This window comes from Baekduia soli (genome assembly GCF_007970665.1).
GTDB lineage: Bacteria > Actinomycetota > Thermoleophilia > Solirubrobacterales > Solirubrobacteraceae > Baekduia > Baekduia soli.
On record NZ_CP042430.1, the window covers coordinates 3,254,291 to 3,275,851 of the forward strand.

Sequence of the window (21,561 nt, forward strand, 5' to 3'; positions counted from 1 at the left end):
GAGTCAGCGATGGGCTACAGGATTCTCGGATTCGCCGTCTGGAACGGCGCCAAGTGGTATCTGCGCCGCCGCTACGGGGGGTCGAAGAAGTACCTCGCGGCGGGCGTCGTCGGCGTGGCCGTCGTCGGGCTCGCCGTGGCGGGCGCCAAACGCGGCACGGACTAGGGCGCGCGGGGCCCGGGGCGTCGCGGGGACGTCCGGTCCGGGACCTAGCCTCCCGCCCGGATGTCGCACCCGCAGCCCCCTGACCACGGCAACGTCGTGGACCCCGCCGTCCTGGCCTCCCGGCGCGCGCGCCGCGCCGAGGTCTCCGAGGACGCGTCGCTCGAGCTGCGCCTGTTCGAGGCCGAGCGGCGCCTGGGCGAGGTGGCCGCCGAGCGCGACGCGCTCCAGGCGCGCCTGGAGCGCCACGAGCGCGACCTGCGCACGACGCGCCAGCGCGAGTGGGCCGAGCAGCAGCAGCGCCTGGAGGCCCAGGGCGAGGCGGCGGCGACACGCGAGCTGGCCGCCGAGCAGGTCGCGCGCCTGCGTGAGCGCCTGGCCGAGGCCGAGGCCGAGGTCAGCGTCCTCGGGGCCGAGCGCGACCGGGTCCGCGCCGCCCTGGAACGCGAGCGCACCGCCGGCCTGGCCGAGCGCGACCGCCGCGCCGCGCTGGAGCGCGAACACACCGCGCTGCGCGCCGAGCTGCACCGGCGCACGGGGCTGGCCGACGCGGCCGCCGCCGCGGTCTCCGACGCCCGGCGCGAGCTCGCCGGCGCCCGCGCGCAGCGCGAGGCGACCGCCGCCCTGGAGGTCCGGCTGGCGGCCGAGCGCACCGCGCTGGCCGAGCAGGTCGCGGCCGTCGAGGGGGCCGTGGCCTCCGTCCGCGACCGCCTGGGCACGGTCGCCCGCGCGCTGCGCGACCGCCTCGTGGCCGAGCGCTCGGCGCGCGACCGCGCCGAGACCGCGCTGGCCGCCGAGCGCGCCGCGCTGGACCGGGCGCGGCAGCAGACCGCCTGGCTGGAGGACGAGCTCGCCCGCCGGGCGGCGGTCGAGGAGCAGTTGCGCCGTGCCCTGGACGCCCTGGGCGCCGAGCTCGCGGCCGTCCGCGCCGGCGAGGGGGAGCGCATGGCCCGCCTGGGCGCCCAGGTCGAGGCGGTCGTGCGGATCGCCGCCGGCCTGCGCGACGGCGTGGCCCGCGAGCGCGACGCCGAGCATGAGGCGCTCACGGCGTCCCTGTCGGCGATGCAGGCGCGCGTGACCGAGCTGACGGCCCGCGTGGCGGCCGCCGCGGACGCCGGCGCCGAGCTGGAGGCCGAGCGCACGGCGCGCTGGGTCGCCGAGGCCGAGCTGGAGGCCGAGCGCCGCCGCGGCGACGAGGACCGCAGCGCCCGCGCGGCAGCCGAGGCGCGTCTGGCCGAGGTCGCCGCCGAGCTCGAGGACCTGCGGGCGCACGCACGCCCGGTGGCGCCCGTCGACGCGGAGGCGCTGGCGTCGCTGCGCGAGACGATCGAGCGCCTGCGCACGGAGGCACCGGCCGCCGACGCGCCCCCGGCGACGCTGGGCCTGGACCTCGCCGCCGCGGCGCAACGGCTGCGGGCCCAGCCCGCGGCGCCGGCGGTGGCGGCCGAGGAGCCCGAGCCCGAGCTCGTCGAGGAGCTCGAGGAGCCCGAGCCCGAGCTCGTCGAGGAGCTCGAGGAACCGGAGGCTGTCGCGGGGCCCGAGGCCGTCGCGGAGGCCGTCGCCGAGCCCGAGGCCGTCGAGGAGCCGGAGAGCGCGCAGGTGGCGCCCGAGCCTGAGCCTGAGCCTGCGGCCGAGGCGGTCACCGAGCCCGAGCCCGCCGCGGCCGAGCCCGAGCGCGCGCCGCTGCCCAGCCGCCGCCCCGTCGGGCCGCCCGGCCCCTGGCTACGCGACGCCCTCGGCTCGCTCGTGGCCGACGAGCCCGACATCGCCGAGCTGCTCTTCGTCTCCCTGCTGCCGGCCCAGGCCGGGCTGGACCGCGGCGACGGCCTGGCCTACGACGTCGACATCGATGGCGGGGCCAGCCACCGCGTGCTGCTCAAGGGCGGTCGCGCCCGTGTCGAGATGGCCGGCCGCGCCCGGGTCGAGGCGACGATCGCCGGGCCGCTGGCCGCGCTCGTGCCGCTGGCCACCGGCGGCGCCAGATGGCGCCTGCCCGGCACGCGGATCGCCGGGCGCCGCCACGTGCGCCGCGTGCTCAAGGCGCGCCGCGCCCCGCTGGGCCTGGCCGACCTGGCCGCGGCCGGCGTCGCGCCGTCGCCCGGCCTGCTGCTGACCGTCCTGGCGCGTGCGGTCCCCGCATCCTGGATCGCCGGCCGGGCCCTGGCCGTGGACGTCGCGGTGGCGGGCGCCGACCCCTGGCGCGTCGTCGCCGGCGACGGCGGGCTGCTCATCGTGCCCTCCGATCCCGAGCGCCCGGCGTCGAGCACGCTGCACGTCGCCGCCGGCCGCCTGCCCGCCGTGCTGGCCGGCACGGCGCGCCCGTCGGAGGCCTGGATCGAGGGCGACGCCGAGCCCGTCGGCGTGCTCGTGGGCTGGCTCGACCGCGCCCAGCGCGGCGAGCACGTCACGGCCTAGGGACGCGGCGGTTTGCCCACGGACCGGGTTTCCCGCACCGTGCGGGGGAGCACCGCGCCGGGCGCTCCCGCCGTCCGGTGCGCCGCCTATTCTCGGAAGCGCCCGTGAGCACGCCCTCCGCCGTCCACCTGCACGTCCATTCCGAGTACTCGCTGCTGGACGGCGCGTGCAACATCGAGGCCCTCGCCAAGCGCGCCGCCGAGTTCGGCCAGCCCGCCCTGGGCCTGACCGACCACGGCGTGATGAACGGCGCCGTCGAGCTCTACAAGGCGTGTCGCAAGCACGATGTCAAGCCCATCCTGGGCTGCGAGATCTACCTCGTCGACGACCACGCCAACCGCGCGCCGGGCCGCGTCGAGCGCAACCACCTGACGCTGCTGGCGGCCGACGAGGTCGGCTACCGCAACCTCGTCAAGCTCTCCTCGGCGGGCTTCCTGGAAGGGCTGCACCGCGGCAAGCCGTCGCTGGACATGGGGCAGCTGGCGACCCACGGCGAGGGCGTCATCGCGCTCACGGGCTGCCTGGCGTCGCGCTTCTGCCAGCGGCTGCTCAGCGACGACCCGTCCGCAGCACGCGCGCACGCCGACGACCTCATGCAGGTCTTCGGTGCCGAGAACGTCTACTTCGAGGTCCAGAAGAACGGCCTCGCCGACCAGGACAAGGCCAACGAGGGCATCGTGCGGATCGCGCGCGAGCTCGGCCGCCCGCTCGTCGGCACCGGCGACGTGCACTACCTGCGCCGCGAGGACTACCACCACCACACGGCGCTGCTGTGCGTGCAGACGAAGTCCACGCTCGCCGCGCCGAAGATGACCTTCGAGACCAACGAGTTCTACCTCAAGTCCTCCGAGGAGCTCGCGCAGTCCTTCGCCGAGTGGCCCGACGCGATCCCGACGACGCTGGAGATCGCCGAGCGCTGCAACGTCGAGATCGAGCTCGGCAACCAGCTCATCCCGCGCTTCCTGCCTGACGGCGAGGACGAGCGCGCCTACCTGCGCTCGCGCGTCGAGGAGGGCCTGCGGGCCCGCTACGGCGATCCGGTCCCTGCCGACGCGCTCGAGCGGATGGAGTACGAGCTCGGCGTCATCGACCGGATGGGCTTCAACGCCTACTTCCTCATCGTCTGGGACTTCGTCAAGTGGGCCAAGGACAACGGGATCGCCGTGGGCCCGGGCCGCGGCTCGGCCGCCGGCTCGATCGTCGCCTACACGCTGCGCATCACCGACGTCGACCCGCTGCGCTACGACCTGCTCTTCGAGCGCTTCCTCAACCCCGAGCGCGTGTCCATGCCGGACATCGACATCGACTTCTCGGTGCGCGGCCGCGAGCGCGTCATGCAGTACGTGGTCGGCAAGTACGGGCGCGAGTCCGTCGCCCAGATCATCACGTTCGGCAAGATGTTCCCCCGCGCGGCGACGCGCGACGCCGCGCGCGTGCTCGGCCACGACTACGGGCAGGGCGACCGCCTGGCCAAGCTCATCCCCGACCCGATCATGGGCCGGCCGCCGAGCTTCGACGACTGCCTCAAGGAGGGCGAGCCCCTCCGCCTGGAGTACGACAAGGACCCGACGGCCAAGCAGATCGTCGACGTCGCCAAGGGCCTCGAGGGGATCGTCCGCAACAACTCGATCCACGCCGCGGCCGTCGTCATCGCGGGGATGCCGCTGACCGACGTCGTCCCGCTCCAGCTCGCCGACGCCAACGAGACCGACGCCGAGGGCAACAAGGTCTACCGGCAGGTCACGCAGTTCTCGATGAAGCCCGTCGAGGAGCTCGGCCTGCTCAAGATGGACTTCCTGGGCCTGCGCAACCTCGACGTCATCGAGGACGCGCTGGACATCATCGGGCGCTCCACGGGCGAGCGGCCGGACATGACCCGGCTGCCGCTCGACGACGAGAAGACCTACGAGATGCTCGCCGCGGGCGACTCGGTGGGCGTGTTCCAGTTCGAGTCCGACGGCATGCAGGAGGCGCTCAAGAAGGTCAAGCCGACGGAGTTCGACGACCTCGTCGCGCTGGTGTCGCTGTACCGGCCGGGCGCCATGGAGCAGATCCCGACCTACGCCCGCGGCAAGCGCAACCCCGACCTGGTCTCCATCGCCGACGAGCGCCTGGAGCCGATCATCGGCCCGACGTACGGCGTGATCCTGTACCAGGAGCAGGCCATGCTCATCTCCAAGGAGCTGGCCGGCTTCACGGGCGCGCAGGCCGACGACCTGCGCAAGGCGATCGGCAAGAAGAACCGCGCCGCGATGGCCAAGCTCGAGCCGATGTTCCGCGAGGGCTGCGCCAAGAACGGCGTCGCCGCGTCGACCATCGACTGGCTGTGGGCCACGAACGAGAAGTCCGCCGACTACTCCTTCAACAAGTCCCACGCCGCGTGCTACGCGCTCATCGCCTACCGGACGGCCTGGCTGAAGGCCAACTACTGCGCCGAGTACATGGCGGCGCTCATCTCCTCGGTGATGGACACCAAGGACAAGGTCCCGTTCTTCGCGGCGCGCTGCGAGGAGATGGGGATCGAGATCCTCCCGCCCGACGTCAACCTCTCCGACCACGAGTTCGTCGTCGTCGACGGCAACATCCGCTTCGGCCTGGACGCCGTCAAGGGCGTGGGCTACGCGGCGGTCGAGGCGATCAAGCGCGCCCGCGACGACGGCGGGCCCTTCGGCTCGATCTGGGACTTCTGCGAGCGCGTCGACCCGCGGGCCGTCAACAAGCGCTCGATCGAGGCGCTCATCAAGTGCGGGGCGTTCGGCTCGACCGGCGCGTCGCGCAAGGGCATGCTCAGCGTGCTCGAGCAGGCCCAGGGCGCGGGGCAGAAGATCCAGCAGGACGCCGAGATCGGCCAGGGCTCGATCTTCGACCTCTTCGAGGCCCCGGCCCCCGGCGCGGCCAACGGCGCGGCGGCCGCGTTCGCCGGTCCGACGCACCCGCCGATCCCCGAGGAGGAGTTCGAGAAGAACGAGCTGCTGGCGCACGAGAAGGACGCGATCGGCCTCTTCCTCTCGATGCACCCGCTCAAGGAGGTCCGCGAGGCGCTGCTGGCCACCGTCGACCGGCCGCTGTCCGAGCTGCCCCAGGTCAAGGACGGCGAGTGGATCACCGCCGGGGGCATCATCACCGCTGCGCGCAAGCTCAAGACGCGGGCGGGCACCACGATGATGTTCGCCACCCTCGACGATCTCGAGGGCTCCATCGAGCTCATCTTCTTCGGCAACACGCTGGAGGAGTACGAGCACGTCGCCCAGGTCGACGCCATCGTCACCGTGCGCGGGCGCGTGGGCAACGACGACCGCGGGCTGACGATCAAGGTGCAGACCTGCGAGCCGTTCCGGCCCTCCGACGAGGAGGTCGAGACTGCCCGCGCGGCGGCCGCCGTGGTCGCCAAGGGCCCGGAGGCGCTGACGCTCGTCCTCGACGCCGCGACGCTGCCGGCCTCCATCATCGAGGAGCTCAAGCACGTCTTCGGCAACCACACCGGCGAGGCCGACGTCGTCCTCGACGTCCGCACGTCGCAGGGCCCGCGCAGCCTGCGCCTGGGCACCGACTTCCGGGTGGACCCGACGCCGTCGCTGCGCGCCGAGCTGGCCCGGATCCTCGGGCCCGAGGCGCTGGCCGGCCCCGTGGCCGCCACGCCCGCCTGACCGGGCCGCCGCATCGCGGGTGAGGAGATCCACCCCCGCCGGTCAGCGATCTCCCCAACCCCGCCGCGTGGCGGAGGTAGCTTCGTCAGATGCGGCCCCCGCTCTGTCGCTGGACCGGGGGCGGGGGCCGCACCGATGTCCTGCTCCCATGCGCGGGCGGACGTCGCCGTCCGGCCTCAGGTCCTCCGGCCGCGCGTGACGGGAAGCCCGCAGGTCAGCGCTTGCGCCGCCTGCCCTTGCGCCGCAGCTGTGCGCACAGCGCCAGCTCCTCGCGCGTGGGGCCCTGGCGGTCGGGCCCGGGGGTCTCCAGCACGACCGGCAGGTCCTCGAAGCGCGGCTCGGACAGGAAGGCCGCGCAGCCGGCCTCGCCGAGCTCGCCCCGGCCGACGTCGGCGTGGCGGTCGCGGTTGGAGCCCAGGCCGCCCTGGGAGTCGTTGAGGTGCAGCGACCCGAGCCGGTCGATGCCCACGACCGCGTCGAACTCGTCGATGACGGCGGTCAGTCCCTTCGGGGTGCGGATGTCGTAGCCCGAGGCGTAGAGGTGGCAGGAGTCCAGGCAGACGCCCAGGCGCGGGCCGCCGCCGGCCGCGGCGATCAGGTCGGCCAGCTCCTGGAAGGAGCGCCCGAGCGTCCCGCCTGCCCCGGCCGTGTTCTCCAGGTGCAGCGCGCAGTGCTCGGAGTCGTCGAGGGCCTGCCGGATGAGCGCCCCGGCGCGCTCGATGGCGGGCCCGACCTCGCCCGTCTTGGCCGAGCCCGGGTGCAGGACGACCGCCACGGCCCCCAGCGCGTCGCCGGCCCGCAGCGACGCGGTCAGCGACGTCAGCGTCTTGTCGCGGATGTCGGGGTCCTCGGAGGCGGCGTTGAGCAGGTACACGGCGTGGATGAGCAGCGCGTCGACGTCGGAGTCCTGGGCGGCGCGGCGGTAGTCGGCGACCTGCTCGTGGGTGTAGACCGTCGGCTTCCAGGCGCGCGGGTTCTGGTTGAAGATCTGGATGGCGCGCGCGCCCTTCTCGATACCGCGCTCCACGGCCTTGGCGGGCCCGCCGGCAGGGGAGACGTGGGCGCCGATCAGCACGGCGCACCCGTGCGGGACAGGGGGAGGGGCATGCCCCGGAGTCCTACCGCACGGCGCCCGGGACCGGCGCGTGGTCGGCGCGGCCCGTCGCCTAGAGTCAGGACGATGCGTGTCCGCTTCGCTCCCTCGCCCACCGGCGCCCTGCACGTCGGCGGGGCCCGCGCCGCCCTCTACAACTGGCTCATGGCGCGCGGCAACGCCGGGACGCTCGTGCTGCGCATCGAGGACACCGACCGGGAGCGCTCCACGCCGGAGAACGTCGAGCAGATCCTCGACGCCCTGCGCTGGCTCGAGCTCGACTGGGACGAGGGCCCGATCTCCCAGGTCTCGCGCTCCGAGCGCCACCAGGAGCTGCTGGCGCGGCTGCTGGAGGAGGGCAGGGCCTACCGGTCCACCGCCACGGGCGACGACGTCAAGGCCTACAAGGCCCAGCACGGCAGCGACCGCGGGTTCCGCGGGCTGGACTGGCCCGGCCACGGCGAGGGCGCCGTGCGCCTGCGGGTGCCCGACGACGGCGCGACGACGGTGCACGACCTCATCCGTGGCGACACGGTCTTCCAGCACATCCACATGGACGACCCGGTGATCGCCCGCGCCGACGGGACCGTGCTCTACAACTTCGCGGTCGCCGTCGACGACCTCGACGCGGCCATCACCCACGTCGTGCGCGGCGAGGACCACCTCTCCAACACGCCCAAGCAGCTGCTGGTCTACGAGGCGCTGGGCGAGCAGGCCCCACCTTCGCCCACCTGCCGCTGCTGCACGGCCCCGACGGCAAGAAGCTCTCCAAGCGCCACGGCGCGGCGTCGGTGCAGGAGCTGCGCGACGCGGGGTTCCTCCCGGAGGCCGTGCGCAACTACCTGGCGCTGCTGGGCTGGGGGGCGGCCGACGACCAGACGATCCTCTCCACCGAGGAGCTCGTCGCCCAGTTCGACATCGCGCGGGTCCAGAAGAACCCCGCGCAGTTCGACGTCCAGAAGCTGCGCTGGCTCAACGGCCGCTACCTGCGCGATCTCGACGCCGACGACCTCACGGGCCGCCTGGAGGCCTTCACCGGGCGCGAGGGCCTGCGCGACGCGGTCGTCATCTCCCAGGAGAAGATCCAGACGCTCGCCGACTTCTGGCCGCTGGCCGGCTTCCTCTTCGACGGGGCGACGCCGGACCCCAAGGCGCGCGAGAAGTGGCTCGACGCCGAGCACCGCCACGGCCTGGTGCAGGCGCGCGAGGCACTCGCGCACCTCGACCCGTTCGTGCCCGATCGCATCGAGCTGGCGCTGCGCGAGGTCATCGAGTCACGGGGCGGCAAGCCCAAGGACGTCTTCCAGCCGATCCGCGTCGCGCTGGCCGGGACGACGGTCTCGCCGGGCATCTTCGAGAGCCTCGCGGTGCTCGGTCGCATCGAGGCGCTGCACCGCATCGACGCGGCCCTCGCCTCGACCTAGGCGGCGGCCTGTCACAGTGGCCTCGGCAGATGTCCGAGTGCGTCCTCAATCATCCGTCCAAGGATGCCGATAACCGGGTCGTACCGACGGGTCGGCCCTGGCCGTGCCCTGACCAACGGAGCCCAGAGACGACATGCCCCCCGCCGCAGCCTCCACCGAAGTGACCTCATCGTCCGCCGACGTCCAGCGCCGCCACAACGAGGGCCATGGCCGTCGCCTCACCGCGGCGTTCGAGGCCCTGGAGGCGTTTCCGGCTCTGGCCGAGTCGCGCAACCGCCTGCTGCGCGTCGTGCGCCAGGAGCGGATCTCGACCGGCGAGGTCGTCGCCGCGGTGGAGTCCGACGTCGCGCTGGTCATCTCCGTGCTGCGCCTCGGCAACCAGGTGGAGGGCAAGAGCCGCGGCAAGGTCGAGTCCGTCGTCCAGGCCGTCGACCTGCTGTCCCCCGAGGCCGTGCAGGCCCTGGCCACCCGCGCCCGCACCTTCGACTTCTTCGAGCGCTCCTCGGTCTGGGACGCCGCGCCCGAGCGCTTCCGGCTGCACGGCGTCGCGACCCAGCGCGCCGCCGACCGCCTGGCCACCGAGGCCGGCTACGAGGACCGCGACCGCCTCATGGTGACCGCGCTGCTGCACGACATCGGCAAGCTCGTGCTCATGCACGCCTACCCCGGCTACCCCGGCCAGGTGCACGGCAACGCGCGCACCCCCGAGGAGCGCATCCACCGCGAGCGCCGCGAGCTGGGCGTCGACCACGCGCTGGTCGGCGGCGTGCTGGCCCGCCGCTGGGGCCTGCCCAAGGCCGTCGCCTCGGTCATCGAGCGCCACCACGCCGACGACGCGCAGGGCGAGGCCGCCTTCGTGCGGCTGGCCGACATGCTCGCCCACTACTCCCAGGGCAGCGCCGTGTCGCCGACCGAGCTGCTCAAGTGCGCCCGCACGATCGGGCTCGGCCCCAGCGAGCTGCGCGCGGTCATGTACGACCTGCCCTACCCGACGACGGGCCGCACGCGCCAGGTCGACCCGTGCCCGCTGTCGGGCCGCGAGCTCGAGGTCCTCAAGCGCCTCGCCGAGGGCAAGGTCTACAAGCAGATCGCCCTGGAGCTGTCGCTCTCGACCTCCACGGTCCGCACCCACCTGCACAACATCTACGGCAAGCTCGGCGCCGTCGACCGCGCCCAGGCGGTCCTCATCGCGACCGAGCGCGGCTGGCTGTAGCCGCAACCGCCCGAGGGCTGCCCTAGAGTCGTCGGGGCGATGCTCTCGATCACGACGAAGTCGCCCTACGCGCTCAAGGCGCTCACCGAGCTCGGCCGCCAGGGCGGCGACGCCCCCGTGCCGATCGGGGAGCTGGCGCGCCGGCGCGACATCCCGGTCCAGTTCCTCGAGCAGCTCTTCGCGGTCCTGCGCCGCGCCGGGATGCTGAAGTCCCAACGTGGCGTCAAGGGCGGCTACGCCTTCGCGAAGTCGCCGTCGGAGATCACCGTCCTCGAGATCGTCGAGCTCCTCGACGGCCCCCTGGGCGGCGGGGCGGAGGGCATCTTCGCCGAGGCCGCGGCCGCCGCGGCGGCCGTCCTGCGCCAGACCACCGTGGCCGACATCGTCGAGCGCGAGAAGCGCGAGGCGGGCGTGGCGATGTACTACATCTAGGTCCGGGCCAGGTGGGCTGCGCCATCCACCGGTTCTTCTCGCGGGCCGGGAACGCCGCGAAGTGCGGACGACGGGGCTCGCGCGCCCGCTCCCTGCTCAGGCCGGGGCGCCGAACAGCCGCATCCATGCTCGCCCTCGGCGATGCGCCCGGCTGTGCATGTCGCGCTCGACGCGTCGAGACCCAGCTATCGCACGTCGTCGCGAAGGTCGGCGTCGCCAACCGGACCGAGCTGGCCGCCGCGGCGACCGGGGCCCTGCACCGCGAGCCGACGCGCTGAGCGAGGCCGTCGCCTAGGCCGTGCGGCGTCGCAGCGTCGCGGCGCCGAGGATCACCGCGAGGACCGTCGCGGCGCCCATGACGGCCAGGTCGAGCGCGCCGCGCCCGCCCAGCGTCCCGTCGGCGGCGATGCGGTGCAGCGAGTCATAGGCGTAGGTGACCGGCAGGACGTCGGACGCCGTGCGCAGCGCCGGGGCCATCGCGGCGCGCGGCACGAACAGGCCGCACAGCAGGAGCTGGGGGAGGACGAAGGCCGGCATGAACTGGATGGCCTGGAACTCCGTCGTGGCGAAGGCCGAGACGAACAGGCCCAGCGCCGTGCCCAGCACCGCGTTGCCGACCGCCAGCGCGCCGACGGCCAGCGGGGAGCCCGCCGTGTCCAGGCCGAGCAGGCCGAACGCCACGGCGCTGACGACGACGGCCTGGAGGGTGGCGGCCAGCGCGAACGCGATCCCGTATCCGCCGAGGAGGTCGGCCTTGGCCATCGGGGTGGTCAGCAGCCGCTCCAGCGTGCCGGTCGTGCGCTCGCGCAGCACGGTGATCGACGTCACCAGGAACATGGAGACGAGCGGGAACAGCCCGACCAGCGGCGCGCCCACGGCGTCGAACTGGCCGGGGCGCCTGTCGAAGAGGAAGCGCAGCAGCGTCACCAGCAGGGTGGGGACCAGGACGAGCAGCGCGACGGTGCGCGGGTCGTGGCGCAGCTGGCGGAGCACGCGCAGGGCGACCGCCCGCGTGATGCGCGCGGTCACGCCGCCTCCGCGCGCCCGGCGATGAGCGTGACGAAGGCGTCCTCGAGGTCGTGGCGCCCCGTGCGGGCGCGCAGGCCTCCGGGCGTGTCGGACAGCAGGACCTCGCCCTCGCGCATGAGCACGAGCCGGTCGCAGTGGCGCGCCTCCTCCATGCTGTGGCTCGAGACCAGCAGCGTGGTCCCGCCGGCGGCCAGCGCGGCGAACGCCCGCCAGAGCTCCGCACGCAGGAGCGGGTCCAGGCCGACCGTCGGCTCGTCGAGGACCAGGAGCTCGGGATCGCCGAGCAGCACGGCGGCCAGCGAGACCCGGGCGCACTCGCCGCCCGACAGGTCGCGGACGAGCTGGCGCCCGCGCACGGGCACCGCCACCGCCTCGATCACGGCGTCCACCCGCCCGGGCCCGACGCCGGCGACCCGGGCGAAGAACTCGAGGTTCTCCCGCACGGTGAGGTCGCCGTAGACCGACGGGGACTGGGTGAGGTAGCCCACGCGCGGGCGCAGCGCCGGTGTGCCGGCCGGCGCGCCGAGCACGGTGACCTCGCCCGAGACGGCCCGCTGGACGCCCACCAGGCAGCGCATGAGCGTGGTCTTGCCGCAGCCGCTGGGGCCCAGCAGCCCCGTGACCGCGCCCGCGGCGACGTCCAGCGCGGGGACGCGGAGCACCTCGCGCCCGCCGCGGCGCACGGACAGGTCGCGCAGCGCGACGGTGGCCGGCGTCGTCATCCGCCTCGGCCTCAGACGCCCGTCGGGCCCCGCGGCGGGGCGGCCGGGCGCGCGCCGGGCGCGGCCTCGCGGCCCGGCTCGCTCGGCTGCGCCACGTGCGGCAGCCAGTCCAGCCACCGCGGCAGGTTGCCGTTCCAGTCGCTCAGCAGCGTCATGGCGGCCGTCCCCGCGGCGAAGTTCGCTTCGGCCATGACGACATCCTGGGTCGCCGGCCGCGACGATCCATCGGTAGTGCGCCACAGCGCGGCGGTGGTGAAGCCCGAGGCGCGCCGGGCGCGCGGGCGGGCCGTCTAGCGCGCGGCGGCCGACGGTCCCTTCGTCGTGCACTTCAGGCACGCGCCGGCGAACAGGAGCGAGCCGCAGCGGTCGCACGACGGGGTGGAGGAGCCATGCATGACGCGGTGAGTACCCCGCAGGGGCCCCGGTCAGACGATGCCCGACGATCACCCTCCACCCTCGGACACCGCGTGGAGGTCCCGCCGGTGCGCGGGGGCGCTGGACATGGGCTGCGGCGAGGGACGCGTCCCTCGACCTCGTCGCCGCGATTGCGTCCGGGCACCACATGGAGCCCTGGCGCGCATGGCTGCGCTGCTGGGCCCGGCCCGCCGGCTGGTCGTGGTCGGGGTGGCCCGTCCGGGCACCCCGCTCGACCTCGTGGTGAGCGCCGCCGGCGCGGCGCTGCACCGCCGCCATCGCCCGACGAAGGGCTCTGGGAGCACTCCGCGCCGGTCACCGAGCCCGCCCACCCACGGCGCCATGCGGCGGCTCGCCGGGAGCGTGCTGCCCGGCGTCGGCCACCGGCGCCACGTCCTGTGGGGCTACTCGCTCGTGTGGACCCGGCCCCCCGCTACGGCGCCCGTCAGGCCGCCGGCCTGAGGAACTCCGCGCGCCACCACCGGTGGCCCGCCGGGGCGTCGTCGCGCAGCTCGCGGATCTCGACGGCCTGCACGCCGCCGGTCGCGAACGCGTCGACCTCGGCGCGCGTCAGCGGCCACGGCGGGCCGGCCACCGGCCCGTCGGCGGCGTCGCGCGCCGAGGCGACGACGACGAGGGTGCCGCCGGGCGCGATCAGCCCCGCGACCGACGCGATCGCCTGGGCCCGGGGCGGGTCGGGCAGCGACTGGACGGTGAGCGACTCGACGACGAGGTCGAACGCCTGCGCCCAGTCCGGCGGCGGCGCCAGCAGGTCGGCGACGACGTAGCGCACCGGGCTGTCCGGATGGCGGTCGCGGGCGCCCCGCACCGCGCTGGGCGCGATGTCGAAGGCCACGGTGTCGAAGCCCAGCCCGGCGACGAACTCGGCGTCGGAGCCCAGGCCACAGCCGACCACGACCGCCCGGCGCCCCTCGCCGCGCGGCGCGCGCTCCTGCGTCCACTCGACCAGCCGCGGACGCGGGGCCCCGTGGTCCCAGGGCACGTCGGCCTCGCCCTCCCGGGCCGCGGCGTAGAGCGGCTCGAACCAGCCCGTCGGCTCCCCGGCCTCCAGCGCCCCCGCGACCAGCCGGTCGATGGGGCGTTCCGGGTCGCGATCGGTCATCGGCCCTCTCTAGCACACGCGAGCCCGGCCGGCGGGCCACGAGCGCCCATCGCCCTCTAAGGTTCGCACCGTGGACGTCATCGATGAGCTGGTCGACAACAACAGGGCCTTCGCGGCCTCGCTGGAGCCGGTGCACCTCGACGTGCGACCCAGCCGCAGGCTGGCGATCGTCACGTGCATGGACTCCCGGCTGGACGTGTTCGCCGCGCTGGGGCTGCGCGACGGCGAGGCCCACGTCCTGCGGAACGCCGGCGGCGTCATCACCGACGACGTCATCCGGTCGCTGGCGGTCTCCCAGCGCCGGCTCGGGACGCGCTCGGTCATGCTCATCCACCACAACGAGTGCGGCATGCAGCTGCTGACCGACGATGGCTTCCGCGCCGAGCTGCAGGAGGCCACCGGCGTGGCGCCCGCGTTCGCCATCGAGTCGTTCACCGACCTCGACGCCGACGTGCGCCAGTCCATCCTGCGGGTGCGCCGCTCGGACTTCCTGCTGCACCGAGACGCCGTGCGCGGCTTCGTCTACGACGTCGACACCCACGCGCTGCGCGAGGTCCTCGTCGAGGACTGAGCGCCCGGCCGGGCTCAGACGCCGTGGTGGGCGAGCCGGAGCTCGCCGAGCTCGCGCGCGCGGCCGCGGCCGCCTCGAGGATCCGTTCCCGGCCGCTGGTGATCGGAGACGGGCGCGGTACGGCGTCGGCGGACATGCTGCGAGCCTCGGCTCTGTCTGACAACGGCCACACAGGGCCCCCGCGCGCTCCGCGGCGCGGCGCGCGGCTCAGCAGCGTGGCCGAACGTGCCCGAGGCAGAAGCCGCCGGGGACCCGCAGGCGCTCGTGTGCGTCCTTCAGCGGGATCCAGGCCTTGGCGAGCTCCTCGAAGAACATCTCCTCGATGAAGTCCTCGCTCGGCGCCGTGCCGTCGGTGGTCACGTAGACCACGACGCTGCGCTCGTCGTCGATGTCGACGCGGTAGTCCTGGCTGTCACGACCGGCGACCGGCCGCTCGGCCCCGGTCAGATGGGTCACGCGGCTGACGGTGGGCACGATTGAGGAGGTTCGACGGCGTTCGCGCGGACCCTGCCGCCTCGCATCCGCGTCTTCGCACGTCGGTCAGGACGGCCCGGAATCCGGGTGACGGACCGGTCCCGTCACGGCGGTGGGCGTCAGTCGGCCAGCGGGCCGGGGTCGGCCGGCACGTCGACGGCGTGCTCGCGCAGGGTCTCCAGCGGCACGAGGTCCAACGCCCGCTCGTGCGTGGAGGCCAGCACGACGAAGGCGGCCGCGCCGTCGTGGTGGGCCTGCAGCCAGTTGCCGGCCGTGACGCACCAGCGGTCGCCCGGCTCGAGCCCCGGGAACCGGAAGTGCGGCATCGGCGTCACGAGGTCGTTGCCGATGCTGCGCTGGTGGGCCAGGAACTCAGACGTCACGACCGCGCAGATCGTGTGGCTGCCGCGGTCCTCCTCGCTCGTCGTGCAGGACCCGTCCCGGAAGAAGCCGGTGAGGGGATCCAGGCCGCACGGCTCGAGCTCGCCGCCCAGGACGTTGCGCTCGGTCACCGCTGCAGTATCGCCGGACTAGCGGCCGGTGGCCCGGTGCGCCGGCGCCCGCGTGTGGCCGCTGCGACCGGGGCCCGCCGACGTCGCCCCGCGCGCGCCGCCCCGCCCGGCCGGAGGCGTGCGGCGGATGAGCGCCTGCAGCGCGGCGTCGTGCTCGCCCGCCGCGGCGCGCCCGTGGACCTCGCGGGCGTCGACGGTGCGCAGCACGGCCCCCGCGCGGCGTCGGGCACCGCGACGATGACCTTGGCCGCGCTGGGCACGTGGAACACGATGCCGTCGCGCGGATGGGGGCCGGCGATCGTCACGAGGTCGCCTTCGCTGAGGGGCGTCATCGGACGAGCCTACTCGCGCGGGGACAGGACGGCCGCGGGCACGTGCCGAGCCTGCCACAGCCCCGCGGCCGCGACGACGGCCAGCGCGGCGCCCGCGAAGCCGCGGACGCCCGAGCCCGAGCCGCTGAGCGCGCCGCCGGCGGCCGCGCCGCCCGCGCTGCCGACCAGGAACGAGGACGTCAGCCACGCGAAGGTCTCGGTGACGGTGCCCGGCAGCGCCCGCGCGCCCGTCAGCACGAACACGCACGCCAGCGTCGGCGCCAGCGCCGCGCCGGCCAGCGCGAGCGCCAGGGCCATCGGCAGCCCCGAGCGCACGAGCAGCGCGGGCACGAACGCCGCGCCGAAGACGAGCAGCATCCGCGTCAGCCGGCGGTCGGGCGCCAGGGTCCAGCGGCGCGCCGCGGCGGCCAGGCCGCCCGACAGCGCGCCGACGGCCCAGGCGGCCAGGAGCCAGCCCGCCAGGTTGCGGTCGCCCAGCGTCCGCTCCGCGAACGCCGTGGTCGTGACGTTGACCAGCCCCGTCGCCGCGCCGGCCAGCGCCCCGACGGCGAGGAGCAGCCCGACCTCCGGCGCGCGCGCGGCGGCCGACCACGCCACGGGGGCGTGCCGGCCGCCCTGCCAGACGCGGGACGGCCGGCCCGCCGCGAACCCGACCGTGCCGCCCAGCCCGACGGCGGCCGTGACGAGCAGCGCGGCCTCCGGCGAGGCGAGCGCCACGACCCCGGCGACGAGCAGCGGGCCGAGGACGAAGATGAGCTCCTGGGCGCCGGCGTCGAGCTCGTAGGCCGCGTGCAGGGCGTGCTCGTCGCCGGCGGCGATGTCGGGCCACAGCGCGCGCAGCGCGGGTTCCAGCGGCGGCGTCAGCGCGCCGGCCGCGGCGGTCGCCACGGCGGCCACCGGCAGGGTGGACGCCGCGAGCAGCGCGATCGCCGCCACCGCCGCGCCGCGGCCCAGCGCGGTCGCGACGAGCACGAGGGGCTGGCCGACCCGGTCGGCGATGCGCCCGGAGACCGGCCCGCCCACGGTCGCCCCGAGCGCGAACGCGGCCGCCAGCGCGCCGGCCGTGCCGTAGGAGCCGCCGTGCGACCGCGCGACGAGCAGCACGGCCAGCGCGATCATCGCCTCGGGCAGGCGGCCCACGAGCGCGCAGGCCAGCATGCGCATCGCGTGCGGGCGCCCGGTCAGGGCGCGGAGGTCGCTCATCGGCCCCGATCCTGACGCAGCGGGGACGACCGCGTGGCCTGCGCGTTCGCGTTCATGGCCGGCAACACGGTCGAGCTGGGGCCGCAGCGCCCGGACCCGGGCGGGCCGGTGCTCCGGCTGCGCCTGCTCACGCTCGCGGGCGGCACGGACGTCAAGCGCGGACGCAGGCTGAGCCGCGAGCAGCGGCGCGCCGTGCGGCGCCGCGACTAGCGGATGCGGCCGGGGTTGGTGGCCGAGGCCAGCAGCTCCCGCGGGGCCGTGCGCCCGTCGGCGTCGACGGTCATGACGACCTCGCCGTCGCCGTAGGCCAGGTGGGCGTCGTCGAGCCAGGCGATCTGGTCGTCGACGGAGCCCTGGCCCGGCAGCGCGGTCTCGCGCCCCGTGCCCAGGTCCAGGACGTGGAAGCGCCATTGGAACGGGTGCCCGACCCGCGCCTTGAAGCCGATCCGCGTCCCGTCGGGCGACAGCGAGGGGCACTCGACGCCGTCGCGGACCACCGTCAGGCGCCGAGCGCCGAGGTCTCCGCGGACCAGGTAGTGGTGGCTGCCGGTGGCCAGCGTGGCGTAGAAGCCGCCGGTGCCGCCGATGAACGTCACCCCCCAGAAGTTGAAGTCGGGGTTGTTGAACGGCCGGCCGTCGCGGATGACCGTGAACGACTCGAGCTCGCCGAGGGCGCGGTGCGCGCGAGCGTCGTAGATCGTGGTGCGCGTGGAGAACTGCCCCGGGTTCGTGTACCCGTCGCCGCTGACGAACGTCGTCGACGCCGCGTAGTGCCCGTCGGGCGAGACGCGGGCGCGGCTCGGCGAGCCCGACAGCTCCACCGCGCCGGTCACGCGCTGGCGGGCGTCGAAGAACCGCGCCTCGTCGGTCGGGGTCGGGAACGTGCGCCTGACGGCCAGGCAGATCCCCGAGCCCGCCGCGTAGGCCACCCGCTCGCACGTCAGCGACCCGACGTGGCGCACGCCGTCGGGACCGATGACCACGAGGCGCCCCCAGGCCTTGGGACGGCGGCGGTCGCGGTCGAGCACCAGCGTGTCGCCGGCGGCCAGCGGCGGGCGGGGCGCCGCCGCCGACGACGACGACGACGCGGGCGCGTCGTGGCGCATCGCGGCCGCGACCACGTAGCCGGCGATGACGACGATCGCCGCGACGGTGATCACGGCGAAGAGCACGACGCGGCGCTGGGCGGTCATGCGGCGGCCGCCCGGCCCGCCGCGGGGCGGCGCAGCAGCACCACGGCGGCGACGGCGATCGCCGCGAGGAGGGCGACGGAGAAGATCACGAACGCGTCGTGGGCCCCCGCGGACATCCACAGCGCGCCGAAGGCGATCGAGGCGCCGAACTGCGCGACGCCGGTGGCGGTGCCCAGGACCGCCAGGCCCGTGCCCCGCAGCGCGCTCGGCACCGCGGCGGCGCCGAGCGCCGCCAGAACGCCGTCGGTCATCGCGTAGAACAGGCCGAGGCCGACGAGCGTCGCCGGGACGAGCAGCACCGTGTGCGCACCGGAGAGCAGCGCCGCGTAGACGGCCAGCAGCAGGAGGTAGCCGCCGGCGAACACGCGCCCGCGCCCGGCGCGGTCGGCGAGCCGGCCGGCGGGCACGGCCATCACCATGTACATGGCCGACGTGCCGACGTAGAGCAGCGGGAACAGGCTGGCGTCGAAGTGCCGGCGCGCGTCGAGCTGGAGGTAGAGGAAGGCGTCGCCGATCGTCGCCATGCCCAGCACGAAGGCCACGAGCACCAGGCCCCCGAGCGGCCCGCCGCGCAGCAGCGCGGAGGCGCTGCGCACCGACGGCGGCGGGGCGGCCGGCTCGGGCGCCACGCCGGGGCGCCGCTCCTGCGGTGCACGGGCGGGATCCTGCACGAGCAGCGCGAGGATCGCCACGCCGATGAGCGCGAAGCAGAAGGACACGAGGAAGATCCCGTGGAACTCGCGCGGGGCGAGGGCCAGCAGCGCGAACGCGACCAGCGGGCCGAGCATGGCGCCGCAGGTGTCCATCGCGCGGTGCACGCCGAACGCGGTCCCCAGCTCGGCCGGCTCGGTGCTCAGCGCGATCATCGCGTCGCGCGGCGCGGTGCGGATGCCCTTGCCGACCCGGTCGGCCAGGACGACCCCGCCGAGCGCGCCGAACGAGCCGGCCAGCAGCAGCCCCAGCCGGCAGACGGCAGACACGCCGTAGCCGATCCCCGCCATCTCGCGGTAGCGGCCCATCCGGTCGGCGGCGAAGCCGAAGACGACCCGCACGAGCGCGGCACCGCCCTGCGCGATGCCGTTGACGACCCCGAACTGCAGCGGGTCCAGCCCGCGGAACAGCACGAGGTACATGGGCAGCACGGCGGAGACCATCTCGGAGGAGATGTCGGTGAACAGGCTGGTCAGGCCCAGCAGCAGCACCGTCCGGGCGACGAACGGCCGACCCGTGCGCCGCGCGACGGCGTAGCGCCGGCGGGCGCGGAGCAGAGCGGTGGAGTCCTGGACCTGGTACATGGCGGCGGCCGGCGGGCGACCGCCGTCGTCGACGGTACGGGCGGGTGCGCCGGGCGTGCCTGCCCGATCGGACAGGGCTCGTCCGCGGTCGCTACGCTGGCCCTCGCCCGAAATGGCCCGAATCCCGACCAACATCTCGGATCACATCGGCAACACGCCGATGGTCCGCCTCAGCCGGCTCGAGCCCGAGGGCGTCGAGCTGTACGGCAAGCTCGAGGCCTACAACCCCGGCGGGTCGGTCAAGGACCGCATCGGCATCGCGATGATCGAGGCCGCCGAGGCCGAGGGGCGCATCGAGCCCGGGCGGACGACGATCGTCGAGGCGACCTCGGGCAACACCGGCATCGCGCTCGCGTTCGTCTGCGCCGCCAAGGGCTACGAGCTGGTGATCTTCCTGCCCCAGGGCATGTCGCGCGAGCGCGAGGCGCTGCTGCGGCTCTACGGCGCGCGCGTCGAGATCGTCGAGTCGATGGGCGGCATGGACGAGGCCGTCCAGGCCGCGCGCCGTGCCGGCGGCTCCGGCGACGCGTTCCTGCCCGACCAGTTCTCCAACCCCGCCAACCCCGAGGCCCACCGCCTGGGCACCGGGCCGGAGATCCTCCGCGCGATGGAGGACCGCGTCGACGTCTTCGTCGCCGGCGTGGGGACGGGCGGCACGATCACCGGGGTCGGCCAGGCGATCAAGGCCGTCAACCCCAAGGCCCGGATCGTCGCCGTCGAGCCCGCGTCCTCGGCCGTGCTCAGCGGGCGTGCCGCCGGGCCGCACCGCATCCAGGGCATCGGGGCCGGCTTCGTACCCTCCGTGCTGGACCGCGAGATCATCGACGAGGTGCTGCCGTGCACCGACGACGACGCGATCGCCACCGCCCACCTGGCCGCCGCCCGTGAGGGCGTGCTGGCCGGGATCTCCTGCGGCGCCGCGCTGTGGGGCGCCATCCAGGTCGGCCAGCGTCCCGAGTCCAAGGGCAAGCGGATCGTCACCGTCCTGCCCGACTCGGGCGAGCGCTACATCTCGGCGCCGTTCTTCGCGCCCTCGGCCTGAGCCAGCACGGCGACCTCTCCGAGCGCCCAGGAGCGCATCGCCGGCCACGGGCCGTAGCCCGCGTCGACGTTGAGGTGGCCCGCGCCGGGCAGCAGGTCGACCTCCAGCCCCAGGGGCCGGCCCCACTGCTCGGGGGCGCCGGGGCCGGGGCAGTAGTCGTCGTCGTCGGAGCAGACCAGGCGCGTGTGGCCCGCGGCGGCGTCGACGGCCGCCCGGTCGGCGCCCGTCGGGTAGAAGCCCGCCAGCTCGGGGATCGCCGCGCCCGGGCACGGCGGCGCGACGAGGACCACGCGGTCCACGCGATGGCGCGGCGCGATCCGGGCGGCCTCGCGCAGCCACAGCACACAGCCCAGCGAGTGGCAGATCACGATGCGCTCGCCCGGTCCGGCGGCCAGGCGGCGCAGCTCGCCCTGCAGCGCCGCGCCCCAGCGGTCCGGGCACGGGACGTCGCAGGCGGGCAGGTCGGGGTACTGGACGTGGGCACCGGCGGCCTGCAGCCGTCCCGCCAGCCAGGTCTGCCAGTGCTCGGGGCCGAGCCCTGCCAGCCGTGGAGGATGAGCGCCCGGAGCCCGGTCATCGCGTCGAGTACGGTAGTCCGGATGCTCGGCTTCGGCATGGTGCGGCGCGTGACCCGGGAGCTGCGGCTGGACATCGCCGCCGCCCACGAGCGCGATCCCGCGGCGCGCGGCGTGTCCTCGCTGGAGATCCTGCTCGAGTGGCCCGGCGTGCAGGCCGTGCTGGCCCATCGCGTCGCGCACGCCCTGCACGACAGCAACGTCCCGATCGCTCCGCGCGCCATCGCCTACGTCGCGCGCGCGCTCACGGGCGTGGAGATCCACCCGGCGGCCAACGTCGGCGACGGCCTGTTCATCGATCACGGCATGGGCGTCGTGATCGGCGAGACCGCCGACATCGGCGACGACGTGACGCTGTACCAGGGCGTGACGCTCGGCGGCACGGGCTTCGCGACCGGCAAGCGCCACCCGACGATCGGCGACAACGTCACGGTCGGCTCGGGCGCCAAGCTGCTGGGGCCGATCGAGGTCGGCCACGGCGCCAAGGTCGGCGCCAACTCGGTGGTCATCAGCGACGTGGCGCCCCACAGCACGGTCGTGGGCAACCCGGGCCACGTCGTCCGCGTCGACGGCCGGCGGCCCGAGGGCCCCGACGCCGACTGGATCCACCTGCCCGACCCGGTGGCCGACGCCATCCGGGAGCTGTCGGGCCGCCTCGGCGACCTCGAGCGCCGCCTGGACGCGATGGAC

Annotated in this window: 23 protein-coding genes and 2 pseudogenes; 13 read left to right on the plus strand and 12 right to left on the minus strand. The window is 75.1% G+C overall.

Annotated features, from left to right (window positions below; translation table 11 throughout):
* Positions 1 to 9 precede the first annotated feature (9 nt).
* The 3 genes from FSW04_RS26145 to dnaE all read left to right on the plus strand — a co-directional run bounded on the left by FSW04_RS26145 (position 10) and on the right by dnaE (position 6,224).
* A complete protein-coding gene (locus tag FSW04_RS26145; RefSeq protein ID WP_187368823.1) occupies positions 10 to 165 on the plus strand; it encodes a hypothetical protein in 156 nt (51 codons plus the stop codon).
* Positions 166 to 225: 60 nt separating this feature from the next.
* Entirely contained in the window at positions 226 to 2,577 is a 2,352-nt protein-coding gene (locus FSW04_RS26150) for a coiled-coil domain-containing protein (RefSeq protein WP_187368824.1), read from the plus strand.
* Between the two features lie 104 nt (positions 2,578 to 2,681).
* Positions 2,682 to 6,224 carry a DNA polymerase III subunit alpha gene (gene dnaE, locus FSW04_RS15465; protein ID WP_146920808.1) on the plus strand — a complete coding sequence of 1,181 codons (3,543 nt, stop codon included), beginning with the start codon at positions 2,682 to 2,684 and terminating at the stop codon, positions 6,222 to 6,224.
* 214 nt (positions 6,225 to 6,438) lie between these two features.
* Here dnaE and FSW04_RS15470 read toward each other — a convergent pair whose 3' ends face one another.
* Positions 6,439 to 7,299: a deoxyribonuclease IV gene (locus FSW04_RS15470; protein WP_146920810.1), complete on the minus strand. Its 861-nt coding sequence runs from the start codon at positions 7,297 to 7,299 to the stop codon at positions 6,439 to 6,441.
* Between the two features lie 105 nt (positions 7,300 to 7,404).
* Between FSW04_RS15470 and gltX the strand changes: the two are divergent.
* The 5 genes and pseudogenes from gltX to FSW04_RS26155 form a co-directional block, all read left to right on the plus strand.
* Positions 7,405 to 8,228 (plus strand): annotated as a pseudogene (gene gltX, locus FSW04_RS15475) (glutamate--tRNA ligase); the annotation flags it as partial.
* A gap of 156 nt (positions 8,229 to 8,384) precedes the next feature.
* Positions 8,385 to 8,741, plus strand: coding sequence for a hypothetical protein (locus FSW04_RS27230; protein ID WP_407652991.1), 357 nt, complete (start codon positions 8,385 to 8,387; stop codon positions 8,739 to 8,741).
* Positions 8,742 to 8,901: 160 nt separating this feature from the next.
* A complete protein-coding gene (locus tag FSW04_RS15480; protein ID WP_228430493.1) occupies positions 8,902 to 9,954 on the plus strand; it encodes an HDOD domain-containing protein in 1,053 nt (350 codons plus the stop codon).
* Between the two features lie 39 nt (positions 9,955 to 9,993).
* A complete protein-coding gene (locus FSW04_RS15485; RefSeq protein WP_146920814.1) occupies positions 9,994 to 10,386 on the plus strand; it encodes an RrF2 family transcriptional regulator in 393 nt (130 codons plus the stop codon).
* Between the two features lie 125 nt (positions 10,387 to 10,511).
* The gene (locus tag FSW04_RS26155; RefSeq protein ID WP_187368825.1) at positions 10,512 to 10,664 is read left to right on the plus strand and encodes a hypothetical protein; all 153 of its coding nucleotides are present in this window, start codon (positions 10,512 to 10,514) and stop codon (positions 10,662 to 10,664) included.
* A 13-nt stretch (positions 10,665 to 10,677) separates the two neighbouring features.
* Here FSW04_RS26155 and FSW04_RS15490 read toward each other — a convergent pair whose 3' ends face one another.
* From FSW04_RS15490 to FSW04_RS15500, 3 genes are read right to left on the minus strand one after another with little or no spacing between them, the layout of a single operon-like run.
* A complete protein-coding gene (locus tag FSW04_RS15490) occupies positions 10,678 to 11,415 on the minus strand; it encodes an ABC transporter permease (RefSeq protein WP_146920816.1) in 738 nt (245 codons plus the stop codon).
* Entirely contained in the window at positions 11,412 to 12,137 is a 726-nt protein-coding gene (locus FSW04_RS15495; RefSeq protein ID WP_146920819.1) for an ABC transporter ATP-binding protein, read from the minus strand. Before FSW04_RS15495 ends, FSW04_RS15490 begins: the two co-directional genes overlap by 4 nt.
* 11 nt (positions 12,138 to 12,148) lie before the next feature.
* Positions 12,149 to 12,328 (minus strand): hypothetical protein, encoded by a 180-nt coding sequence (locus FSW04_RS15500; RefSeq protein WP_146920821.1) that lies wholly within the window; start codon positions 12,326 to 12,328, stop codon positions 12,149 to 12,151.
* A 388-nt stretch (positions 12,329 to 12,716) separates the two neighbouring features.
* Between FSW04_RS15500 and FSW04_RS15505 the strand changes: the two genes are divergently transcribed.
* On the plus strand, positions 12,717 to 13,013 hold the full coding sequence (locus FSW04_RS15505) for a hypothetical protein (protein ID WP_146920822.1): 297 nt from the start codon (positions 12,717 to 12,719) through the stop codon (positions 13,011 to 13,013).
* Here FSW04_RS15505 and FSW04_RS15510 read toward each other — a convergent pair.
* Entirely contained in the window at positions 12,997 to 13,674 is a 678-nt protein-coding gene (locus FSW04_RS15510; protein ID WP_146920824.1) for a class I SAM-dependent methyltransferase, read from the minus strand. The genes FSW04_RS15505 and FSW04_RS15510 overlap by 17 nt on opposite strands.
* 70 nt (positions 13,675 to 13,744) lie before the next feature.
* Between FSW04_RS15510 and FSW04_RS15515 the strand changes: the two genes are divergently transcribed.
* A complete protein-coding gene (locus FSW04_RS15515; RefSeq protein WP_146920826.1) occupies positions 13,745 to 14,245 on the plus strand; it encodes a beta-class carbonic anhydrase in 501 nt (166 codons plus the stop codon).
* A gap of 207 nt (positions 14,246 to 14,452) precedes the next feature.
* Here FSW04_RS15515 and FSW04_RS15520 read toward each other — a convergent pair whose 3' ends face one another.
* From FSW04_RS15520 to FSW04_RS15535, 4 genes are all read right to left on the minus strand, one after another.
* Entirely contained in the window at positions 14,453 to 14,719 is a 267-nt protein-coding gene (locus FSW04_RS15520; protein WP_146920828.1) for a hypothetical protein, read from the minus strand.
* Between the two features lie 119 nt (positions 14,720 to 14,838).
* Complete coding sequence (locus tag FSW04_RS15525; RefSeq protein ID WP_146920830.1) at positions 14,839 to 15,231, minus strand: DUF2237 family protein; 393 nt, start codon at positions 15,229 to 15,231, stop codon at positions 14,839 to 14,841.
* An 18-nt stretch (positions 15,232 to 15,249) separates the two neighbouring features.
* Entirely contained in the window at positions 15,250 to 15,438 is a 189-nt protein-coding gene (locus tag FSW04_RS15530; RefSeq protein ID WP_146920832.1) for a hypothetical protein, read from the minus strand.
* A 134-nt stretch (positions 15,439 to 15,572) separates the two neighbouring features.
* Positions 15,573 to 16,766 carry an MFS transporter gene (locus FSW04_RS15535; protein WP_146920835.1) on the minus strand — a complete coding sequence of 398 codons (1,194 nt, stop codon included), beginning with the start codon at positions 16,764 to 16,766 and terminating at the stop codon, positions 15,573 to 15,575.
* A 33-nt stretch (positions 16,767 to 16,799) separates the two neighbouring features.
* Here FSW04_RS15535 and FSW04_RS26160 point away from each other — a divergent pair, with 33 nt between their 5' ends.
* On the plus strand, positions 16,800 to 16,976 hold the full coding sequence (locus tag FSW04_RS26160; protein WP_187368826.1) for a hypothetical protein: 177 nt from the start codon (positions 16,800 to 16,802) through the stop codon (positions 16,974 to 16,976).
* Here the strand turns inward: FSW04_RS26160 and FSW04_RS15540 are convergent.
* The gene (locus tag FSW04_RS15540) at positions 16,973 to 17,959 is read right to left on the minus strand and encodes a TolB-like translocation protein (protein WP_146920837.1); all 987 of its coding nucleotides are present in this window, start codon (positions 17,957 to 17,959) and stop codon (positions 16,973 to 16,975) included. The genes FSW04_RS26160 and FSW04_RS15540 overlap by 4 nt on opposite strands.
* A complete protein-coding gene (locus FSW04_RS15545; protein WP_146920839.1) occupies positions 17,956 to 19,254 on the minus strand; it encodes an MFS transporter in 1,299 nt (432 codons plus the stop codon). Before FSW04_RS15545 ends, FSW04_RS15540 begins: the two co-directional genes overlap by 4 nt.
* Before the next feature lie 112 nt (positions 19,255 to 19,366).
* Between FSW04_RS15545 and cysK the strand changes: the two genes are divergently transcribed.
* Positions 19,367 to 20,296: a cysteine synthase A gene (gene cysK, locus FSW04_RS15550; RefSeq protein ID WP_146920841.1), complete on the plus strand. Its 930-nt coding sequence runs from the start codon at positions 19,367 to 19,369 to the stop codon at positions 20,294 to 20,296.
* Here cysK and FSW04_RS15555 read toward each other — a convergent pair.
* Positions 20,260 to 21,063 (minus strand): RBBP9/YdeN family alpha/beta hydrolase, encoded by an 804-nt coding sequence (locus FSW04_RS15555; protein WP_228430494.1) that lies wholly within the window; start codon positions 21,061 to 21,063, stop codon positions 20,260 to 20,262. The genes cysK and FSW04_RS15555 overlap by 37 nt on opposite strands.
* On the opposite strand from FSW04_RS15555, the pseudogene epsC reads away from it, so the two are divergent.
* Positions 20,986 to 21,375, plus strand: a pseudogene (epsC, locus tag FSW04_RS27235) (serine O-acetyltransferase EpsC); the annotation flags it as partial. The gene FSW04_RS15555 and the pseudogene epsC overlap by 78 nt on opposite strands.
* Between the last annotated feature and the right edge of the window lie 186 nt (positions 21,376 to 21,561).